Here is a 19,712-nt window from a genome sequence, read left to right on the forward strand (position 1 = left end):
GCGGGCTCCCGCATGTCAGGGGTGAGTGGTCAGGATCGGTGGGCGGCCGTGACGACGAACGGGGTGCCCTGCTGGCAGGTGGTCATCATGCCGGGCTCCACCCGGCCGGTGACCTCGACCCGCGCGCCCGGCGTCAGCACGTCACGAGGGCCGCCGAGCAGCAGGTAACCGTCGAGCAGGACGCACCCGGGCTCCACGCCGCCCTGCAGGGTGCCGCTCAGGGTGGTGGCTCCGACGCCCGGCGGCGTGCTCGGGCCGCCCGGCTTGGGGGTCTTCACTCCGGGCGGCACGGTCGTAGTGCCGGTCGCAGGCGGGGGCGTCGGGTCAGGCGTGGGCTGGCTGGTCACCGGCTGCGCTCCCGTCGGTGTCGGGGTGGGTGTGCCGCCCCCGACACCCTGGCCGCCGCAGGCGCTCAGCGCCACGCAGACGGCCAGCGCGGGGACGGCGAGCCGAAGAGTCCTCATGCCGAATCTGACGTACGCCGACCCGAGTTCGTTCCCGCGCTTCAGCCGCGCGCCGCGGCGGCCTTCATGTCCCGCCTCAGCTCCTGCGGAAGCGAGAAGGTGAGCCGCTCGTTGGCGGTGGTGATCTCCTCGACGTCGGCGAAGCCGCGGGCGGCGAGGTGGACCAGCACCTCCTGGACCAGGTCGTCCGGGACGCTCGCGCCCGAGGTCAGACCGACCGTGGTGGCCCCCTCCAGCCAGGCGTCGTCGATCTCGTGCGCGAAGTCGACCAGGTGACCGGCGCGAGCGCCGGCGTCCAGGGCGACCTCGACCAGGCGGACCGAGTTGGAGGAGTTCGTCGAGCCGACCACGATCACCACGTCACAGTCGGCGGCGATCTCCTTGACCACGTGCTGCCGGTTGGAGGTCGCGTAGCAGATGTCGTCGCTGGGCGGGGACTGCAACAGCGGCAGCCGCTGCTTGAGGCGGGCCACCGTCTCCAGCGTCTCGTCGACCGAGAGCGTGGTCTGGGAGAGCCAGACCACCTTCTCCGGGTCACGTACGGTGATCTTGTCAGCGCCGTCCGGGCCGTCCACCAGCTGGATGTGCGCGGGGGCCTCACCTGCGGTGCCGATGACCTCTTCGTGCCCCTCGTGGCCGATGAGCAGGATGTCGTAGTCCTCGGCCGCGAAGCGCCGCGCCTCGTGGTGCACCTTGGTGACCAGCGGACAGGTCGCGTCGATCGCCTTGAGCGACCGCGCCTTGGCCTGCTCGTGGACCTCCGGCGCCACACCGTGCGCGGAGAAGACGACGGTGGCGCCCTCCGGCACCTCCTCGTTCTCCTCCACGAAGATGGCGCCCTGGGCCTCCAGGGTCTGCACCACGTGCTTGTTGTGCACGATCTGCTTGCGCACGTAGATCGGGGCGCCGTAGAGCTTCAGCGCCTCCTCCACGGTCTGCACCGCGCGGTCGACACCCGCGCAGTAGCCGCGGGGCTTGGCCAGGAGCACGCGCTTGCCGGTCCGGTGAGTCGCCTGAGCCTCAGTCACCACCCCATCGTACGTGCCGCCCCGCAGCCCGGCACCGGCCCGCAACCCACCCCCGCCCCACCCCCCCAGCCCCCGGTGATCAAGAGGTTTACGTCAGGAACACGCTCAGCGCCGACGCAAACCTCTTGATCACCGGGGAGGTCCGTAGGGTGGGCGGGTGAGCGAGGGTGGGCGGGTGGGAAGCGGCGGGGGCGGCGGCGGGCCGAGCAGCGCTGAGGAGCCTTGGCCGGTACGGGTGGTCAGCCAGAAGGTGGGGGCCTGGATCGCCAAGCTGGGCTGGGTGTGGGTGGACGGGCAGGTCGCGCAGATCAGCCGCCGCCCCGGGGCCAGCACGGTCTTCCTCACCCTGCGTGACCCGTCGGCCGACCTGAGCCTGACCGTCACCACCAACCGGGACGTCCTGGACTCGGGCGCGCCGGAGCTACGCGAGGGCGCACGTGTGGTGCTGCACGCCAAGCCCGAGTTCTACGCCGCCCGGGGCACGCTGAGCCTGCGGGCCGACGAGATTCGCCAGGTGGGGCTCGGGGAGCTGCTGGCCCGGCTGGAGAAGCTCAAGAAGCTGCTCGCCGCCGAGGGGCTCTTCGACCGCGCCCGCAAGCGTCGACTGCCGTTCCTGCCCGGCCGGATCGGGCTCATCACCGGTCGCGCGTCGGCGGCCGAGCGGGACGTGCTGACCAACGCACGGCGGCGCTGGCCCGCTGTGGAGTTCCGCACTGTCAACGTGGCCGTGCAGGGACCCGCCGCGGTGCCCGACATCGTCGCGGCGCTCAAGGTGCTCGACGCCGACGAGAGCATCGACGTGATCGTCATCGCCCGCGGCGGCGGCGGCATCGAGGACCTGCTCCCGTTCTCCGACGAGGCGCTCTGCCGGGCCGTCTTCGCCTGCCGTACCCCGGTGGTCAGCGCCATCGGCCACGAGACCGACGCGCCACTGATCGACTACGTCGCCGACCTGCGGGCCTCCACCCCCACCGACGCGGCCAAGCGGATCGTCCCCGACCTCACCGAGGAGGTACGCCTCATCGGCCAGGCCCGCTCCCGGCTGCAACGGGCGGTCCGCAACCTCGTCGACCGGGAGACCCACCGCCTCGACCTGCTGCGCTCCCGACCGGTGCTGGCCCGGCCGCAGGTGATGGTGGAGCATCGGGCCACCGAGCTGGCCGCGTTACGCCAACGGGCCGGCCGCTGCCTGGACCACCGGCTCGCCACCGCCGACGACGAGCTGCGGCACACCCTCGCCCGGCTGCGCGCCCTCTCCCCCGCCGCCACCCTCGACCGGGGGTACGCGATCGTGCAGCGCGCGGACGGCCACGTGGTCCGCGCGGCGGCGGAGGTCGGCAAGGGTGACCCGCTGCGGGTACGACTGGCCGACGGCGAACTGGCCGCCACTGTCGATGGCTGAGTGGCGACGCGGCGCGGTGGGGAGTGGTGTGCTGAGATGGACGCGATGACTGACGACACGAAGGCCGGGCCGGACGAGCGGCTCAGTTACGAGCAGGCCCGTGCCGAGCTGGCCTCGGTGGTGGAGCGGCTGGAGGCCGGCGGCACGTCCCTGGAGGAGTCGCTGGCGCTCTGGGAGCGCGGCGAGGCGCTGGCGGTGATCTGTCAACGCTGGCTGGATGGTGCGCGGGCGCGGATCGACGCCGCCCGGCAGGAGCCCGCCTCCTGACCGACCGCCGGTGGGGCGGCCGGAGCCGCCCCACCTCGGTAGGTCAGTTGAACAGGCTGTACAGCTCGGCCGGCGCCTCGACGACCTGGTCCGCCGGCGGCTTCTGCGCGGCGGTGGCGGCACCATAGTCGGAGTAGGTCATCTTGATCTCCTGGGCGGCGGTCTGCCCGGCGGCCGGCAACTGCAGCACCAGCTCGCTGAGCCGGCCCTGCGGGTCCACCTTCGCGGTGAACGGGACGGTCTTCGCCTGGGTGCCCAGCGCGGCGATCGTGGCGGCGTTCAACGAGCCCGCCTCGGCGGCCTTGGTGACGTCGATGGTTCCGGCGTACGCGCCGGTGCCGGTGCTGCGGACCTCGGTGATGCCCTGGGTGAGCACCGCGCTGCCGGCCGGGTCGACCTTCTCGAAGTCGAAGCCGAGGTTGCGGTTGCCCTTGATCCGGTTCTGGTCCAGGTGCTGGTACTTGCCGAGGTTGAGCTGCTTGATGGCGGGCAGGCTGTCGGCGGTGGGGCCGCTCAGCTCCAGCTTCACCCAGCTGTCCGGCTTGTAGTGGACAACGTCGAGCTTCATCGCCAGGTCGGCCGAGGGGCCCCCGATCGAGATCTTCATCGCCGCGCTCTGGCTCGGCTGGTGCACCAGCCCTTCCGCCGTCGAGCCGGCACCGGCGAGGGTGAACCGGAAGTTCCCGTTGCTGATCTCCTTGGTGGAGTCGAGCAGGGCCTGCTTGGCGTCACCCGCCACCGGGGCACCGGACGGGCTCGCCGTGCCGGAGGCGCTCACCGTCGGGGACGGCGTCGATCCGGCGGTGCCGGTTCCGCTGGCGCAGGCGGCCAGTGCGGGCGTGATCAGAGCGGCGGCTACCAGGCCGGCGCCGAGTCGTCGAACAGTCATACGTGTCTCCCAAGGGGGTCACCCGACGACCTGGACGGCGCCGGAAACCGGGCGACGCAGCAGCACCGTCGGCTGCGTCGCGCGACCCGGGCCGAGCAGCGCGCCCGGATCACTCCCTCCTTGTTCCCTGTCGACGCGTCGGACAATCACCCTTCGGGCCTGTTGCCCAGATTCGGCGCCAGCGGGGCACCCCTCCGGGTCCGGTCAGCGCAGCGAGCCGGCCAGTTCGCGGAGTTCGTTGTCCCGGGCGTCGCCGACGACGATCACCGTGCGGGTCGGCTCCAGCAGGACCAGCGCCTGCTGGTTTCCCCGGGCCGTGTAGAGCTGCCAGGTGCGCCCGGCCAGCTCGGTGGGGCCCTGCGGCTGGCCCTGACTGGTCAGCTCGGCGGGGAGCAGACGGTCCGCCGGGACGCTGCTCTGCAGCAGTTGGACGCCCCGCCCCTCCGGCGTGAGGTAGCCGAGTCGCAGGTTCGCACCGCCCTCGACGGTCTGGTAGCGGGCGCTCACCGTCTTCCAGTCGCCGTCGAGCCCCTGCGGCTGGCTCACCGGAAAGACGTTCGCCGAACGGGCCTGCTCGATGGCGGGCGCCGGATCCACCGTGGTGGCCTGGTCGCCGCCGAGGAATCCCCGGTAGAACGCCAGCAGGAGCGCGATCGGGACGAGCAGCACCAGCAGCGAGATCGCCATGTCCTTCGGCGACCGCTCGGACTTGCCGGACACCGCCGGCGGCGGTGGGGTCGGGTCGGTCGCGGCGGGCTCACCACCGCGGCCGGCGGGGACGTCGGCCGGCGGCTGACCGTCGGGCGGCGTGCGATCGGCGGGTACGCGGTCGGCTGGCTGTGCGGGTTCCACCCCCTTATCTTCGCAGCCGCCCGACCGGCGGTATCCGGGCCATCACCGCCCCGCGCCGACGCCCGGTCGGCCATCGTGTGAGGATCAGCGACAAAGCCGGCAGTGGGGGCCTCCCCGCCGCCGGCCGTCCCCGCACCGTCGCGAGGAGGAGTAGCCGTCATGACGAACACCAGGACGCGGATCCCACAGGATCTCGACCGAAACCTTGCCCTCGACCTGGTCCGGGTCACCGAGGCCGCGGCGATGGCCGCCGGCCGGTGGGTCGGTCGAGGCGACAAGGAGGGCGGCGACGGGGCCGCGGTCGACGCCATGCGCAAGCTGATCAACTCGATCCAGATGCGCGGTGTGGTGGTGATCGGCGAGGGCGAGAAGGACAACGCCCCGATGCTCTTCAACGGCGAACACGTCGGCGACGGCACAGGCCCGGAGGTGGACGTCGCCGTCGACCCGGTGGACGGCACCACCCTGATGAGCAAGGGCATGCCGAACGCGGTGGCGGTGCTCGCCGTCTCCGAGCGCGGTGCGATGTTCGACCCCAGCGCCGTGTTCTACATGGAGAAGCTCGCCGTCGGGCCGGCGTACGCCGACGTGATCGACATCAACGCCGGTGTGGCGGAGAACCTGCGCCGGATCGCCAAGGTCAAGGGCACCGACGTCTCCGAGGTGACCGTCTGCGTACTGGACCGGAGCCGTCACGACGACCTGGTCACGCAGATCCGCCGGACCGGGGCGGGGATCCGGTTCATCTCCGACGGCGACATCGCGGGCTCCATCGCGGCGGCCCGGGGCGAGTCGGACGTCGACGTCCTGATGGGCATCGGCGGCACCCCGGAGGGCATCATCTCCGCGTGCGCGCTGAAGTGCATGGGCGGTGCGATGCAGGCCAAGCTGTGGCCGCGCGACGAGCAGGAGCGGGAGAAGGCGATCGCCGCCGGGCACGACCTGGACCGGGTGCTGGGCACCGACGATCTGGTCACCGGCGACAACTGCTTCTTCGTGGCGACCGGGGTCACCTCGGGCGACCTGCTGCGCGGGGTGCGTTACCGGGCGGGCGGCGCGTACACCCAGTCGATCGTCATGCGCTCGAAGAGCGGCACCATCCGGGTGATCGACTCGTACCACCGGCTGGAGAAGCTGGCCCTCTACTCCGCGGTCGACTTCGACGGTCGTCCGCTGGCCGAGCAGGAGTGACAGTCACCGACACGGCGACCCCGCAGACCCTGTCGGCCGCCCGCCGGATCACCGGCGTCGCGCTGGCGTCGGCCTCCGGGGTCGCGGTGGCGGTGCAGTCGCGCATCAACGGCGAGTTGGGGGTACGCCTCGACGACGGTTTCGCCGCCGCGGTCGTCTCGTTCGGCGTCGGTCTGCTGGTGCTGCTGGTGCTGGTGCCCGCGACCCCCGGTGGTCGGCGAGGGCTGGTCGCGACGCGGCGGGCCCTGCGGACCGGCGCGCTGCGGCCCTGGCAGTGCCTCGGCGGGATGTGCGGGGCCTTCCTGGTGGCCACCCAGGGCCTCACCATCGGCACGTTGGGCGTGGCGGTCTTCACCGTGGCGGTGGTCGCCGGCCAGAGCGGCAGCAGCCTCGCCGTGGACCGAGCCGGGATCGGGCCGACCGGCCGGCAGCCGGTCACCCGACAGCGGCTGGCCGGCGCGGTGCTCACCGTGCTGGCGGTCGGCCTGGCGGTCGGCGACCGTCTCGGCGACCCGGGCGCGCTGGCGCTGGCCCTGCTACCGCTGCTCGCCGGGGTGGGTATCGCCTGGCAGCAGGCCGTCAACGGCCGGGTCCGAGCGGCGGCCGACAGCGCGTTGACCGCCACGCTTGTCAACTTCGCCGTCGGCACTGTCACCCTGCTCGTCGCATTCGCGATCGACATCGCCGTACGTGGCTGGCCCTCCGGCCACCTGCCGAGCGAGCCGTGGCTCTACCTGGGCGGCCCGATCGGCATCGTGTTCATCGCGATCGCCGCCGCGATCGTCCGCTTCACCGGTGTGTTGCTGCTCGGCCTGGCCACCATCGCCGGGCAGATCGTGGGCGCCGTCCTGTTGGACCTGATCCTCCCCACGGCGGCCTCGCACCCGGGAGTGAACACCCTGCTCGGGGCGGCGCTGACCATGGTGGCGGTGCTGATCGCCGCGCTGGCGCCACCCGCCCGCCGCTGACCAGCCGCCCGCCGAAGGTTCAGCCGCACCCCGGAGAGTCAGCCGCACCCCGGAGAGTCAGCCGGAACCCGTCATCCCCTCAGGATCCGGTCGACCCGTCTCGATCCGGACTCAGGTCGGCGTGGGTCCGATACCGACGCTCAGCCGGCGTCGGAGGAGTGCCCGGGGAAGAGGTGTGCGCTCGGGTCGATGGCCACTGCCGCGTTGTTGACCGCCGTCGCCGCCTCACCGAAGCCGGTGGCGATGAGCCGGACCTTGCCCGGGTACTCGATGATGTCACCCGCCGCGAAGACCCGGGGCAGGTTGGTGGCCATCGCGCTGTCGACCAGGATGTGCCGGCGGTCCAGCCGTAGCCCCCACTCGGCGAGCGGGCCCAGGTCGGCCGTGAAGCCGAGGGCGGCCACCACGGTGTCCACCGGCAACGTCTCGGTCGCGCCGCCGCGCACTGTCACCTCGGCACCGGTCACCGTGCCGTCCCCGAGCAGCTTGGTGACCTCGGCGTTGACCACCACCCGCACCGGCAGGGACAGCACCCGGGCGACCGTCGAGGCGTGGGCGCGGAACTTCTCCCGCCGGTGCACCAGGGTCACCGACCGGGCCAGCGGTTGCAGCGCCAGAGCCCAGTCGAAGGCGGAGTCGCCGCCACCGACGATCAGCACGTCCCGATCGGTCAGCTCGGTCGGCTCGGTCACGAAGTAGACGATCCCCGCGCCGGGGGCGCCGTCGGCGCACGGCAACGGCCGAGGGCTGAAGCTCCCGAGCCCGCCGGTGACCACGATCGCGCCGCACGCAAGCTGCTCGCCACCGGCCAGGCCGAGCACCGGGCGACCGTCGGCGTACGCGAGCTTCTCCGCCCGGGTGCCGAGCAGGTACTGCGGACCGAACGGGGCCGCCTGGGCCACCAGGTTGGCCACCAGGTCGCGGCCCTTGACCGCGGGGAAACCGGCGACGTCGAGGATCAGCTTCTCCGGGTACATGGCGGTGACCTGCCCGCCCGGCTCGGGCAACGCGTCGATCACCGCCACCGAAAGCCCCCGGAACCCCGCGTAGTACGCGGCGAAGAGGCCGGCCGGACCGGCCCCGATCACGGCGATATCGACCTCGCGCATGGCGTACCGTCGCTTTCCGCTCACGGATCAACGCGTGCTGATCTCGACCGTAAGCGGGCGGCGACGGTCGGGCAAGCACGTCCCAGAGGCGCGCCGGAGAATCGCCTCAGGGCAGGCTGAGCGTGGAGCCCGAGTAGTCCGGGCCGCCCACGGCGGGTCGCCGCCGACGGAACAGGATCGCCGCCACCACCCCGCCGAGCAGGCCGAACAGGTGCCCCTGCCAGGAGATCCGCTCGTCGGTGGGGAGGATGCCGACCAACTGCCAGCCGTAGAGCAGACCGACCAGGAGGAAGACCGCGAAGTTCCACCAGCTGCGCTCGACGATGCCCCGGGTGAGCAGGATGCCCAGGTAGCCGAAGATCACACCGCTGGCACCGACCACCACCGAGTTGGGCGAGCCGGTGAACCACACGCCGAGGCCGCTGACCAGGATGATGACCAGGGTCGACCAGAGGAACCGGCGGGCGCCGGCGGCGAGGACGAAGGTGCCGAGCAGGATCAGCGGGATGCTGTTGCTGTAGAGGTGGTCGAAGCCGTGGTGCAGGAACGGGGAGAAGAAGACTCCGTCCAGCCCGTCGATGCGCTGCGGGATGATGCCGGCGGTGGCGTCCAGGCCGAACGCGAGCCCCTGGTCGACGGCCTCGATGAGAAAGAGAAACGGGACCACCGCGCACATGGCGACGAACGCCCGGCCGAGCGCGGCGTAGAACGCCTCGGTGCCGAACCGGTAGGGGTCGCCGCTTGACGGGTGCAGGGTCACTCCACAACTGCTATCAGCAAAAGCGGCCGACCGCCACTCACGTCCTGTGCGGAGTACGCGCGAAGGCGGGGCGGTGGAGAACCACCTGCCCCGCCTTCGACAGCCGTCAGTAGTGCCCGTTGTTCTGGAAGTAGGTCCAGGCACCGCAGGGCGTCTTGTACCTGCCCTTGATGTAGCCCAACCCCCACTTGATCTGCGTGGCCGGGTTGGTCCGCCAGTCGGACGCGACGGAGCCCATCTTGCTGCCCGGCAACGACTGCGGAATGCCGTACGCACCGGACGAGGAGTTGCTGGCCTTGTGGTTCCAGCCGCTCTCCTTGGTCCAGAGCTTCTCCAGGCAGGGGAACTCGGCGATGCCGAAACCCGCGCTGATCATCAGGGCGCAGCCGGTCTTGCGGTTGCCGCTGTACTCGGCGCAGGACGCCGGGATCGGCCCGTCGTACGGCTTGGCGGGCGCGTTGGCGGCGGCGGCGCGCTCGCGCTTGCGGGACGCCGCGGCGGCCTCGGCCCGGCGGGCCCGCTCAGCGGCTTCCTTGGCGGCCTGCTTCGCCCGCAGCTTGGCCTGGTACTCGGCGGCCCGCTGCTTGGAGAACTGCACCTGGTGGGCGGCCTGCCGCTCGCGCTGGTACGCGAGGTCGGCCCGGTCGACCTCGAGACTGACCTGCTCGGTCAGACCCTGTTGCTGGGTTTCCCGGTCTTCGCCCAGGTAGAAGCCACCGGCAACGCCCACGGAGAGCAGCGCTACAGCAGCCGTACGGGCGCCCAACCGGCTCCACAGCCGACTCACGAAGTGGTCCCTTCGTCGGGAGCAAGGACGCGGCGCGGCGCAGACCACAGGTGGGCCGTCAGCCGTGCCACGAGCGCCCCGACCGGTTGCCGGTCGCGCCGACGCACCGACCTTCGCCGATGCCGTCCGTCTCGGGACGAACGATCGCCAACGATTCCGGTGGTGCGTGGACGCTCGTGGGACACGATTGCGCACAGTGAGGCTGATGGGAAACCAACCAGGCTGTTTGTGATCTGCGCCACACCAAAAATGCGGACAAAAGCCCACATAGAGCCCGTCAGATCGGGATGTCCTCCAGGAGGTCGGTGACCATCGCGGCGATCGGCGACCTCTCCGAACGGCTGAGGGTGACGTGCGCGAAGAGCGGATGGCCCTTGAGCGCTTCGATGACAGCAGTCACCCCGTCGTGCCGGCCGACCCGCAGATTGTCCCGCTGGGCCACGTCGTGGGTGAGCACCACCCGGGAGCCCTGCCCGATCCGGGACAGCACGGTCAGCAGAACCCCGCGCTCCAGCGACTGGGCCTCGTCCACGATCACGTAGGCGTCGTGCAGGCTGCGCCCACGGATGTGGGTCAGCGGCAGCACCTCCAGGATGCCCCGCGAGGTGACCTCCTCCAGCACGTTCTCGTGCACCACCGCGCCGAGCGTGTCGAAGACCGCCTGGGCCCACGGCGACATCTTCTCCGACTCCGAGCCCGGCAGGTAACCCAACTCCTGGCCACCGACGGCGTACAGCGGGCGGAACACGATCACCTTCTTGTGCCGGCGGCGCTCCATCACCGCCTCCAGCCCGGCGCAGAGCGCCAGCGCCGACTTGCCGGTGCCGGCCCGGCCACCCAGCGAGACGATCCCGATCGACTCGTCCAACAGCAGGTCGAGAGCGATCCGCTGCTCGGCCGAGCGGCCGTGCAGCCCGAACGCCTCCCGGTCGCCCCGGACCAGACGCACCGACTTGTCCGGCAGCACCCGACCGAGCGCGGAGCCACGCCCCGAGTGCAGCACCAGACCGGTGTGGCAGGGCAGCCCGGCCGCCTCGTCGAGGTCGAGCGTCTCGCCGGCGTACAGCTGGCCGATCTGCTCCTCACTCAACTCCATCTCCGACATGCCGGTCCAGGTCGGGTCGCTGGCCTGGCCGTGGCGGTACTCGTCGGCACGCAGACCCACGGAGGCCGCCTTGACCCGCAACGGCATGTCCTTGCTGACCAGGGTCACCTCCCGACCCTCGGCGGCGAGGTTGAGCGCGACGGAGAGGATCCGGGCGTCATTGCTCTCGGTACGGAAACCGGGCGGCAGGACGCCGTCGTCGGTGTGGTTGAGCTCCACCCGCAGGGTGCCGCCGACGTCGTTGGCGGGCACCGGGCGGTCGAGTCGGCCGTGCCGAACCCGCAGGTCGTCGAGCATCCGCAGCGACTGCCGGGCGAACCAGCCCAGCTCCGGATGGTGCCGCTTGCCTTCCAGTTCGGTGATGACCACCAGGGGTAGCACCACCTCGTGCTCCGCGAACCGGTGGAACGCCGCCGGATCGGAGAGCAGCACCGACGTGTCCAGGACGAAGGCCTGGCCGGCTGGTCGTGGCTCCTTGGGGTCGGCCGGCGCGGTGGCCGCCGAACGGCGGCTCCTGGTGGCTCGGCGGGGCGTGGCAGTCGCGGCCGGGGTCTGGTCGGCACCGGCGATGGTACGGCGAGTCGTCACAGGCCTGCTCCGACGGATGGGCACCCGCCACCCGTGTTCCGCCTCCTCCGGTGCCCGGGGACACGGGGTCGGATGCGGAACCCCATGCGCGAGGTCGCAGATCCGGGCGGACCGGCTGGCTCGGGAGAACCCCGTGCCATGCCTAGACGCTAGCCCCGCCTGACCTTCCCGGCTAGTGGCCGAACGTGGATCTCCCAAGACGCGCTCATGAACAGGGCTCCGCCGGTGCTCGCACCAGCCGAAAGGCATTGTCGCGAGCGCGGCGGAACCGGCCGGGATGCATGCCCCCTGCGCGCATCCCGGCCGGTGGGGCCACCGTCACCGGTCTGACGTGACCCCGACGGTGCGTGTCCGCCGCGGACGACGCACCGCGTTCGTGGCGCCGGTCGGCGGGGCAGCCCGCCGACCGACCTCACCCGGTACGTCGGACGAGCGTGCCGGTCGGGTGCCGCCCGGTGATCGGGGCGGCCGGCGCGCTGAACGACGAGCCGGTGTATGTCGTGCCGGGGCGTTCGACCGCACCTGCGGAGCGGACCACGCCAGCGGGCGAGACCGACAGGGCCGAGGCGATCGCCGCCTGGGCGTCCCGACGACGCCGGTTCCAGGCGCCCCGGTCACCGTCGAAGTAGCCCTGCCGGTAACCGAAGCGGTAGCCGATGCGGTAGCTGAGCTGCCCGTGCAGACGGCCGGCCGCGTAACTGGTGGCACCGAGCACCAGGACGAGGAACACCGCGAGAAACGGGCTCATCGGGCTGCTCCGCCCCAGCCGGGACGCCAGGTCATCGCTCCTCCGGCTCGATCGTGGTGGGGTCGGCGACGAGCAGCCGGTCCAGGTCGTCGGTGCTGACCTCCTCGACCAGCTCGACGCTGATCCGGCAGCCGTCCAGCACGACCTCGGCCACCGAGGACCGGCGGATCTCGCCGCCGGCGTCGTAGACCCGGACGCTCAGCTCCGGGCAGCCGAGATGGGTACGCCAGGCGTTCCACTCGGCACGATCACCGACGCTCAGCGACAGGTAGCGGCAGCCTCGGGCCAGGTAGAGGCGCCAGGGGGCGGTCAGCCCCGCGGCGACCCCCTCGGCGATCAGCCCGAAGGCCTGGGCGCGGGTGGCGAGCTCGGTCACCACGACCCCCTGGCACCGGGGGCGTGACGCATGTGAGCACCAATCGTCTCATGCACGTGACACACCGTAGATTGTCCCATGGGCGTGACAGTATCAGCTTTTCGTCCGCTTACGTTTGCCACTACGTTCATCTATTCTGCCCGCGTGACACCCCTCAACAGTGGCACTGACTCGTTTACCGGAAATCCGAACCCTGCGTCACGTCCGCGTGACAGTGGCGAGCCGGGGCGCGCACCCTCAGCCGGCTGGCCGTACCGTCACGGAGTGACCGAGACGGCCAATGCGCGGAAGATCGCCTTCGCCACCTTCGTCCGGCGGGCCCTGGACGAGGCACGGGCGACCCGAGCCTGGAGCGGCACCGAGGTGTCCCGGCGCACCGGCGTCTCCCGGCAGACCATCAATCGCTGGGTCCGCGGCGACTGGGCCAGCGATCCGGAGGCCGAGCGGGTGGTGGCCTTCTGCGAGGGCCTGGGGTTGAACCCGGCCGCCGCCTTCGCCGCACTCGGCTGGGACCGCGCCGCGGCCGGCCCCCGCACCGGCCAGGCCGCCCCTCCGATGGACCCCGACGTGGAGGCGCTGCTGCGCCGTCTGGTCGATCCGCAGGTGTCGGACGCGGAGAAGTTCCACATCCGCGAAACCATCAGATATCTCGCATACCGCCCAACGCTGCCGGTCGATGTCCGAAAAAGGGGTAATCAGGCAGGCTAGTTCCTCAGATAGCGAAAGAACGCCTGGTCAGGTTCATTCGTTTGCCTCCGGGGCTGGAACGGGCACGCTAGCGTCCCTATTCGTACTGCTTGGGCTCGTCATCGGCGGGGGGACGGGACAAGGCCGAACCCAGCCCTGCGGGACAGAAGGAGGGGTCTGTCCATGACCCTGAAGTGGTTGGCAGTCGTGGTCGCAACGGTGTCGGTGACACTGTGGGCGACCGGCAACACGGTGACCCTCGCGGTCGACGGCGGGCAGCTACCGCTGCTCGTCAACCTCTTTGCGCTCATCACCGCCGGCACCGCGGTCGTCCTGGCCGTCGTCGCCGAGCTGCACGAGCGTCTGAACAACCGAATCAGCGCGCTCACCGAGTTCCTGGTGGCACGGCTCAACGAGATCGAGAACCACACCGGTGATCGCAACACCGGGTTCGTGGAGGGCTACCTGTTGAGCCACGGCCAGGAGGCGGCGGTGGTGCCGTTCGGCCGGCGCGGACGAGGAGCCGCCGAACGCTGATCGCGTACCGCTCAATGGGCCCGCTCGGCCAGGAATGAGCCTGGATCGCCGGGGTACGCTGACGCGCGTGCCGCCGTTGAATCTGGGCAATCAGCAGCCGAGAACCCCGTTGAACGCCGACCAGGCCTGGCGGACAACCGCCAGCCGGGCGGCCGGGACCGTGCTCTTCTTCGACTTCGACGGCACGCTCGCGCCCGTCGACGACGATCCGACCGCGGTACGCCCGGCGCCCAAGGCGTTGGCCGCGATCGAGGCGCTCGCCCCGGTCGTGCAGCGGGTCGCGATCGTCTCCGCCCGACCCGTCGAGTTCCTTCGGGATCAGCTCGGCGGGCTCGTCGGCGTGGACCTCTACGGCCTCTACGGGCTGGAGCACAGCCACTCCGGCGGCGAGACAGTCACCGAACCGGCCGCGCTGCCCTGGGTGCCGACGATGGCGGAGCTGGCCGACCTGGCTCGGGCGGAACTGCCGCCCGGCACGCTCGTGGAGTACAAGCGGCTCTCGGTCGCGCTGCACTGGCGTACCGCCCCGCAACTCGGCGCGACCGTGCAGCAGTGGGGGCAGGCACAGGCCGACCGTCTGGGGCTGCGCTCGCAGGCCGGGCGGATGGTGCTGGAGCTCAAGCCACCGGTCGACCGGGACAAGGGCATGGTGATCGGCGAGGCGATCAAGGGTGCCACCGGCGCCTGGTACTTCGGCGACGATGTCTCCGACATCAAGGCCTTCGCCGCGCTGCGCGCTCGCGCCGCCGCCGACCCGGACTTCCTCGGCGTCTGCGTGGCGGTGGCCAACCCGGAGACCGGACACGAGGTGGCCAACGCCGCCGACCTGACCATCGAGTCGCCGGCTGCCCTGGGCGACTTCCTCACCCGGGCGCTGACCCACCTGCCCTGACCGTGACCTGACCGGGCGGCGACCGACGACGTCGTCGCCGCCGGGTCAGGCTCCGTAGCGGCGTTGTCTGGTGGCGTACGAGCGCAGGGCCCGCAGAAAGTCGATGTGCCGAAAATCCGGCCAGTTGAGCTCGCAGAAGTAGAACTCCGAGTGCGCCGACTGCCAGAGCATGAAACCGGACAGCCGCTGCTCGCCACTGGTGCGGATGACCAGGTCCGGGTCGGGCTGGCCCCGGGTGTAGAGGTGCTCGGCGATGTGCTCGACGTCCAGCACCTCGGCCAACTCCTCGATCGTGCCCCCGGTGGCGGCGTGCTCAAGCAGCAGCGAACGGACCGCGTCGGTGATCTCCCGGCGACCGCCGTAGCCCACCGCGATGTTGACCTCCGCGCCGCCGGTGCGCTCGCGGGTGCGCTCCTCGGCGCCCTTGAGCGCCGCCGCGGTCTGCGCCGGCAGCAGGTCGAGCGCCCCGACGATGCGCAGTCGCCAGGGGTTGCCCTCCTCGGAGAGCTCCACCACCAGGTCCTCAATGATCTTGAGGAGCGGGTCCAGCTCGGCGGCCGGACGGCGCAGGTTGTCGGTGGCCAGCAGGTAGAGGGTCACGTGCCCGACGCCGGCCTGGTCACACCAGCCGAGGACATGCTTGATCTTCGCCGCGCCGACCCGGTGCCCGTCGTTCGGGTCGACGAAGCCCATCTCCCTCGCCCATCGGCGGTTGCCGTCGCACATCACCCCGACATGCCGGGGCACCGGCTTACCGGCGAGCTTCGCCGTGAGCCGGCGCTCGTACACGGAGTAGATAAGGTTCCGCAGCGTCATCACCTAGCAGCGTAGCGACCCTTGCGCCAGTTCACTGCCTCGGAGCCCCATCCCCGCCGCCCAGACCGGCGCCGATCAGTGCGAGCGTACGAGCGGTGAGGCGTCCGTCACCCAGTCCCAACTCGACCACGTCGTAGAACACCCGGTCGTCCCGACGGGCGGCCCGGACCGCCGCGTCCACCACCCGGCGTCGCCGGGCCAACCAGGCCGCGACCGAACTGTGCCGCAGGTGGGTGCCGAGGCGGCGACGCAACCCGTCGGCGTAGCGGCCGGCCGCGCCCTCGGGCGACCGGGCCGCCGCCGACCCGGCGAGCGCGCCGGAGAGCAACGCGTAGAAGATCCCCTCGCCGGTGAACGGATTGATCAGTGAGAGGGCGTCCCCGGCCAGCAGGGTGCGCCCGCGCCCCGGCGACGGCCGGTGGGTGGAGAGCGGCAGGTGATGCGCGCGCAACGCGGTCACGGTCGCCAGATCGGTGCCGGGCAGCAGAGCGACCAGCCGATCCAGCAGGTAAGCGCGGCTCAGCGGCTCACCGCGCAGGACCTCCCCGTACCCGACGTTCGCCCGTCCGTCACCGATCGGAAACGACCAGGCGTACGCCGGCCAGCGCGCCTTCGAGGTGACGATGAGCTGCTCGGACGGGCCGGGCAGAGCCGGGGCGTACCCCCGGATGGCCAGCGCGAGGTGCCGGTCGGGGTTCTGCGGGTGGCCGAGCGCCCGACGTACCACCGAGCCGGCGCCGTCCGCGCCGATCACCACCCGACCGGACACCTGCCCGTCGAGCACCACCCGGTCCGCGCGCGGCTCGACCTGGCGCACGGTGTGCCGGCGAAGCTGCGCGCCGGCGGCCACCGCGGCCGCCACCAGCCGCGCGTCGAAGACCTCCCGGGGCACGGTGTACGCGGGTCGGGGCAGCGCCCGGGCCACCGCACCGCCGCCGGGCGAGATCATGCGTAACGCCGGCAGCGGCGCGTAGCCCGCCACGGCCTCGGTCACCCCCAGCTCGGCGAGTACGTCCACCGAGTGCGCGGCGATCCCGTCACCACACGCCTTGTCCCGGGGAAAGTCGGCCCGGTCCAGCAGCAGCACGCTGGCACCGGCCCGGCGCGCCGTCAGGGCGGCTGCCGCCCCGGCCGGCCCCGCCCCCACCACCACCACGTCGAACTCGTCGCCCACCGCGCGCCTCCCTCCGGTCGACGCGACTGCTCCCGCACCGCCCCGACGATCCACCTGCGCCGCCCACGCCGACCGTTGTGACCGACGCCACCCCGCCATCCTGCCCCCTACCCGGCCACACGGGCCGCTCCCGCACGGCGCCGTCCAGCCCCACGCCGGTCGATCATGGACTTGTGGTGGGTCACAGAAGCGGCAAACCGGATTACACCGGGCGCCACAACTCCATGATCGACAGGGGCGGGTGCGGGGGTGGGGCGCGGGGTGCGGGGCGCGGTCAGGCTGGGGTGGCGTCGGGGATACGGGCGGCGCGGCGGAGGCCGTAGAGGGTCAGCCCGGCGGCGGCGAGCAGGGGGGCACCGTCGCGGATCAGGCCGTCCACGCCCAGCAGCCACCAGCACAGCGGCAGGTCCACGGCGAGTACGGCGACCGTGACGACGACCAGCAGGCCACGCGCCCAGTCCTTGCCCCGCATCAGGAACGCGGTGCAGAACAGCACCGCGTAGCTGGCCGTGATGCCCGCACCGAACCAGAACAGCACGGCGGGCACCGCGTGCAGTCGACCATCCAGGATGGAACCCCCGGCCACCAGGGCCGGCACCAGCATCAGCGGGCTGTAGGTGAAGGCCGCCACCCGGCTGGTCAACAACCAGGCACTGGCCTGTGGTCGACGTGGAGGGGTCTCCCGCCACGAGATGCCGTCCCGGTCGATGACGAGCCGTGGACGGTGCCGGACCAGGTGCCCGGCCAGCGCCGACGAGCGGTAGAGCAACCAGACCACCGCGACACAGAGTGCCGTGAGAATGGCGAAGCCGAGCAGGCCGGGCAGTGGCGGCACCCCCTGCCGGGGCACGATGAGCCGGCCGACCGCGAAGATCGTGGTGACCGCCAGGATCAGCCCGAACGGCCGGGCCACCGTACGACCCCGTCGCACGTGCCCGATCAGCAGCAGAAAGCCGAACGAGCGCAGCATGGCCCAGCCGGTCCGTACGGCAAGCCCGAATCCCTGCTCCGGGGCGTACCACCAGTTGAGCAGCTCGACCACGACGGTGGCCGCCGCCGTCGTCGCCAGCAGGGTGGTGAGCACCCGGACGGCGGACGGCCGCCGGACCTGGGTCTCGGCGGCCGTCCTCATGAAATCCGATGTTGCCCGCGACGGGCCTCGTTCACACCTACCGCTGCGGCTGCGCGGCGTCCAGGCGGGCGCGCAGCGCGTCCAACTCGGCCCAGAGCACGCCGGGGAGCTTGTCACCGAACTTCTCGAACCACTCGGTGATCATCGGCAGCTCGTTGCGCCACTCGTCCGGGTCGACCTTCAGCGCGATCCGGACGTCCTCCGGGGTCATGTCCAGGCCCTCGACGTCCAGGGCGTCCGGCGCGGGGACCATGCCGACCGGCGTCTCTACCGCGTCGGCCGTGCCCTCGATCCGCTCGACGACCCACTTGAGCACCCGGGAGTTCTCACCGAAGCCGGGCCAGAGGAACGAGCCGTCCGGGTCCTTGCGGAACCAGTTGACGTAGTAGATCTTCGGCAGCTTCGCCTCGTCGCCGTCGGTGCCCTTGCCCATCTCGATCCAGTGCCGGAAGTAGTCCCCGGCGTGGTAGCCGATGAACGGCAGCATCGCCATCGGGTCCCGCCGCACCACGCCGACGGCGCCGGACGCGGCGGCGGTGGTCTCCGAGGAGAGCGTGGCACCCATGTAGACGCCGTGCACCCAGTCGCGGGCCTCGGTCACCAGCGGGATGGTGTCCTTGCGGCGTCCGCCGAAGAGGATCGCGTCGATCGGCACGCCGTTCGGGTCGAAGTACTCGTCGGCGAGGATCGGGCACTGGGTGATCGGGGTGCAGAACCGGCTGTTCGCGTGGGAGGACAGGCTGTCGCTCTCCGGCGTCCAGTCGTTGCCCTTCCAGTCGATCAGGTGTGCCGGCGGCTCACCCATACCCTCCCACCAGATGTCGCCGTCATCGGTGAGGCCGACGTTGGTGAAGATGGAGTTACCCCGGTCCAGGGTGCGCATGGCGTTGGCGTTGGTCTTCCAGTCGGTGCCGGGCGCGACGCCGAACAGGCCGTACTCGGGGTTGACGGCGTAGAGGCGGCCGTCCGGGCCGAACCGCATCCAGGCGATGTCGTCGCCGATGGTCTCGACCTTCCAGCCGGGAATCGTCGGCTCCACCATGGCGAGGTTGGTCTTGCCGCAGGCAGATGGGAACGCGCCGGCGATGTGGTAGACCCGACCCTCCGGCGAGGTGATCTTGAGGATCAGCATGTGCTCGGCCAGCCAGCCCTCGTCCCGGCCCATCACGCTGGCGATCCGCAGCGAGTAGCACTTCTTGCCCAGCAGCGAGTTGCCGCCGTAACCCGAGCCGTACGACCAGATCTCCCGGCTCTCCGGGAAGTGCGAGATGTACTTGGTGTCGTTGCACGGCCAGGCGACATCCTGCTGGCCGGGGGCGAGCGGGGCGCCGATCGAGTGCAGCGCGTGCACGAAGTCCGCGTCGTCACCCATGGCCTCGAGGACCCGGGTGCCCATCCGCGTCATGATGCGCATCGAGGCGACCACGTACGGGCTGTCGGTGATCTCGACACCGAACATCGGGGACTCGGCCTCGACCGGCCCCATGACGAACGGGATGACGTACATGGTGCGACCGCGCATGGAGCCCCGGTACAGGTCCGTCATCGTCCGCTTCATCTCGGCCGGCGCCATCCAGTTGTTGGTGGGGCCGGCGTCCGCCTCGTCGACGGAACAGATGTAGGTGCGCTCCTCGACCCGGGCGACGTCCGTCGGGTCGGTGCGCGCGTAGAACGAGTTGGGCTTCTTCTCGGGGTTGAGCCGGATCAGGGTGCCGGCCTCGACCAGCTCATCGGTGAGGCGGCGCCACTCCTCGTCGGACCCGTCCACCCAGACGACACGGTCGGGGGTGGTCAGTTCCGCGACCTCACGGACCCAGGCGAGCAGTTTCGGATGGGACGTCGGGGCCTGATCAATACCCCGCACAACAGCCGGAGCAACCATGACACATCTCCTTGTGGTCGACGCTGACCGATCTATGGGATGCACGAGACTCGGCGGC

General features: G+C 71.4%; 21 protein-coding genes. 7 read left to right on the forward strand and 14 right to left on the reverse strand.

The features are described 5' to 3' along the window. Window positions 1–29: 29 nt before the first annotated feature. Together ABTW72_RS24375 and ABTW72_RS24380 are read right to left on the reverse strand one after the other, a co-directional pair. Window positions 30–464, reverse strand: a complete 435-nt coding sequence (locus ABTW72_RS24375) for a hypothetical protein (RefSeq protein ID WP_350862118.1) — start codon at window positions 462–464, stop codon at window positions 30–32. A 41-nt stretch (window positions 465–505) separates the two neighbouring features. Beyond that, a complete protein-coding gene (locus ABTW72_RS24380; protein WP_091397205.1) occupies window positions 506–1,492 on the reverse strand; it encodes a 4-hydroxy-3-methylbut-2-enyl diphosphate reductase in 987 nt (328 codons plus the stop codon). Between the two features lie 157 nt (window positions 1,493–1,649). Between ABTW72_RS24380 and xseA the strand changes: the two genes are divergently transcribed. Together xseA and ABTW72_RS24390 are read left to right on the forward strand one after the other, a co-directional pair. Next, window positions 1,650–2,894 (forward strand): exodeoxyribonuclease VII large subunit, encoded by a 1,245-nt coding sequence (xseA, locus tag ABTW72_RS24385; RefSeq protein WP_350862120.1) that lies wholly within the window; start codon window positions 1,650–1,652, stop codon window positions 2,892–2,894. A gap of 45 nt (window positions 2,895–2,939) precedes the next feature. Beyond that, window positions 2,940–3,161, forward strand: coding sequence for an exodeoxyribonuclease VII small subunit (locus ABTW72_RS24390; protein WP_030328827.1), 222 nt, complete (start codon window positions 2,940–2,942; stop codon window positions 3,159–3,161). A 43-nt stretch (window positions 3,162–3,204) separates the two neighbouring features. Here ABTW72_RS24390 and ABTW72_RS24395 read toward each other — a convergent pair whose 3' ends face one another. Together ABTW72_RS24395 and ABTW72_RS24400 are read right to left on the reverse strand one after the other, a co-directional pair. Further along, on the reverse strand, window positions 3,205–4,050 hold the full coding sequence (locus ABTW72_RS24395; RefSeq protein ID WP_350862122.1) for a hypothetical protein: 846 nt from the start codon (window positions 4,048–4,050) through the stop codon (window positions 3,205–3,207). A gap of 204 nt (window positions 4,051–4,254) precedes the next feature. Beyond that, window positions 4,255–4,902, reverse strand: coding sequence for a DUF4245 domain-containing protein (locus ABTW72_RS24400; RefSeq protein ID WP_350862124.1), 648 nt, complete (start codon window positions 4,900–4,902; stop codon window positions 4,255–4,257). Window positions 4,903–5,061: 159 nt separating this feature from the next. On the opposite strand from ABTW72_RS24400, the gene glpX reads away from it, so the two are divergent. Both glpX and ABTW72_RS24410 read left to right on the forward strand, forming a co-directional pair. Then, window positions 5,062–6,093 (forward strand): class II fructose-bisphosphatase, encoded by a 1,032-nt coding sequence (gene glpX / locus ABTW72_RS24405; RefSeq protein ID WP_238661612.1) that lies wholly within the window; start codon window positions 5,062–5,064, stop codon window positions 6,091–6,093. Next, a complete protein-coding gene (locus tag ABTW72_RS24410) occupies window positions 6,090–7,061 on the forward strand; it encodes a DMT family transporter (RefSeq protein WP_350862126.1) in 972 nt (323 codons plus the stop codon). The genes glpX and ABTW72_RS24410 overlap by 4 nt, the downstream gene beginning before the upstream one ends. A 140-nt stretch (window positions 7,062–7,201) precedes the next feature. On the opposite strand, the gene ABTW72_RS24415 is transcribed toward ABTW72_RS24410, so the two are convergent. The 6 genes from ABTW72_RS24415 to ABTW72_RS24440 form a co-directional block, all read right to left on the reverse strand. Further along, window positions 7,202–8,170 (reverse strand): NAD(P)/FAD-dependent oxidoreductase, encoded by a 969-nt coding sequence (locus tag ABTW72_RS24415; RefSeq protein ID WP_350862243.1) that lies wholly within the window; start codon window positions 8,168–8,170, stop codon window positions 7,202–7,204. 106 nt (window positions 8,171–8,276) lie between these two features. After that, on the reverse strand, window positions 8,277–8,930 hold the full coding sequence (locus ABTW72_RS24420) for a rhomboid family intramembrane serine protease (RefSeq protein ID WP_091394326.1): 654 nt from the start codon (window positions 8,928–8,930) through the stop codon (window positions 8,277–8,279). A 106-nt stretch (window positions 8,931–9,036) separates the two neighbouring features. Beyond that, a complete protein-coding gene (locus tag ABTW72_RS24425) occupies window positions 9,037–9,717 on the reverse strand; it encodes an aggregation-promoting factor C-terminal-like domain-containing protein (RefSeq protein WP_350862129.1) in 681 nt (226 codons plus the stop codon). Between the two features lie 277 nt (window positions 9,718–9,994). Continuing rightward, complete coding sequence (gene phoH2 / locus ABTW72_RS24430; RefSeq protein WP_112581923.1) at window positions 9,995–11,410, reverse strand: RNA 5'-3' helicase PhoH2; 1,416 nt, start codon at window positions 11,408–11,410, stop codon at window positions 9,995–9,997. Window positions 11,411–11,822: 412 nt separating this feature from the next. Further along, window positions 11,823–12,158 (reverse strand): hypothetical protein, encoded by a 336-nt coding sequence (locus tag ABTW72_RS24435; RefSeq protein WP_091394339.1) that lies wholly within the window; start codon window positions 12,156–12,158, stop codon window positions 11,823–11,825. A 31-nt stretch (window positions 12,159–12,189) separates the two neighbouring features. Further along, a complete protein-coding gene (locus ABTW72_RS24440; RefSeq protein ID WP_030328857.1) occupies window positions 12,190–12,534 on the reverse strand; it encodes a hypothetical protein in 345 nt (114 codons plus the stop codon). A 264-nt stretch (window positions 12,535–12,798) separates the two neighbouring features. Here ABTW72_RS24440 and ABTW72_RS24445 point away from each other — a divergent pair, with 264 nt between their 5' ends. From ABTW72_RS24445 to otsB, 3 genes are all read left to right on the forward strand, one after another. After that, a complete protein-coding gene (locus tag ABTW72_RS24445; protein WP_091394342.1) occupies window positions 12,799–13,242 on the forward strand; it encodes an XRE family transcriptional regulator in 444 nt (147 codons plus the stop codon). A 162-nt stretch (window positions 13,243–13,404) separates the two neighbouring features. Beyond that, complete coding sequence (locus ABTW72_RS24450) at window positions 13,405–13,758, forward strand: hypothetical protein (RefSeq protein ID WP_091394345.1); 354 nt, start codon at window positions 13,405–13,407, stop codon at window positions 13,756–13,758. 67 nt (window positions 13,759–13,825) lie between these two features. Then, window positions 13,826–14,650, forward strand: coding sequence for a trehalose-phosphatase (gene otsB, locus ABTW72_RS24455; protein ID WP_350862132.1), 825 nt, complete (start codon window positions 13,826–13,828; stop codon window positions 14,648–14,650). Between the two features lie 45 nt (window positions 14,651–14,695). Here the strand turns inward: otsB and ABTW72_RS24460 are convergent, their stop codons facing one another. The 4 genes from ABTW72_RS24460 to ABTW72_RS24475 all read right to left on the reverse strand — a co-directional run bounded on the left by ABTW72_RS24460 (window position 14,696) and on the right by ABTW72_RS24475 (window position 19,654). Then, window positions 14,696–15,466: an isoprenyl transferase gene (locus ABTW72_RS24460; protein ID WP_091394347.1), complete on the reverse strand. Its 771-nt coding sequence runs from the start codon at window positions 15,464–15,466 to the stop codon at window positions 14,696–14,698. A gap of 31 nt (window positions 15,467–15,497) precedes the next feature. Then, window positions 15,498–16,640: a geranylgeranyl reductase family protein gene (locus ABTW72_RS24465; protein ID WP_350862134.1), complete on the reverse strand. Its 1,143-nt coding sequence runs from the start codon at window positions 16,638–16,640 to the stop codon at window positions 15,498–15,500. A 274-nt stretch (window positions 16,641–16,914) separates the two neighbouring features. Beyond that, a complete protein-coding gene (locus ABTW72_RS24470) occupies window positions 16,915–17,772 on the reverse strand; it encodes a hypothetical protein (RefSeq protein WP_350862136.1) in 858 nt (285 codons plus the stop codon). Between the two features lie 37 nt (window positions 17,773–17,809). Next, window positions 17,810–19,654, reverse strand: coding sequence for a phosphoenolpyruvate carboxykinase (GTP) (locus tag ABTW72_RS24475; protein WP_350862138.1), 1,845 nt, complete (start codon window positions 19,652–19,654; stop codon window positions 17,810–17,812). Window positions 19,655–19,712: the final 58 nt, after the last annotated feature.

It is taken from the genome of Micromonospora sp. NPDC127501, from assembly GCF_040302185.1.
In the GTDB taxonomy this organism is placed as follows: domain Bacteria; phylum Actinomycetota; class Actinomycetes; order Mycobacteriales; family Micromonosporaceae; genus Micromonospora.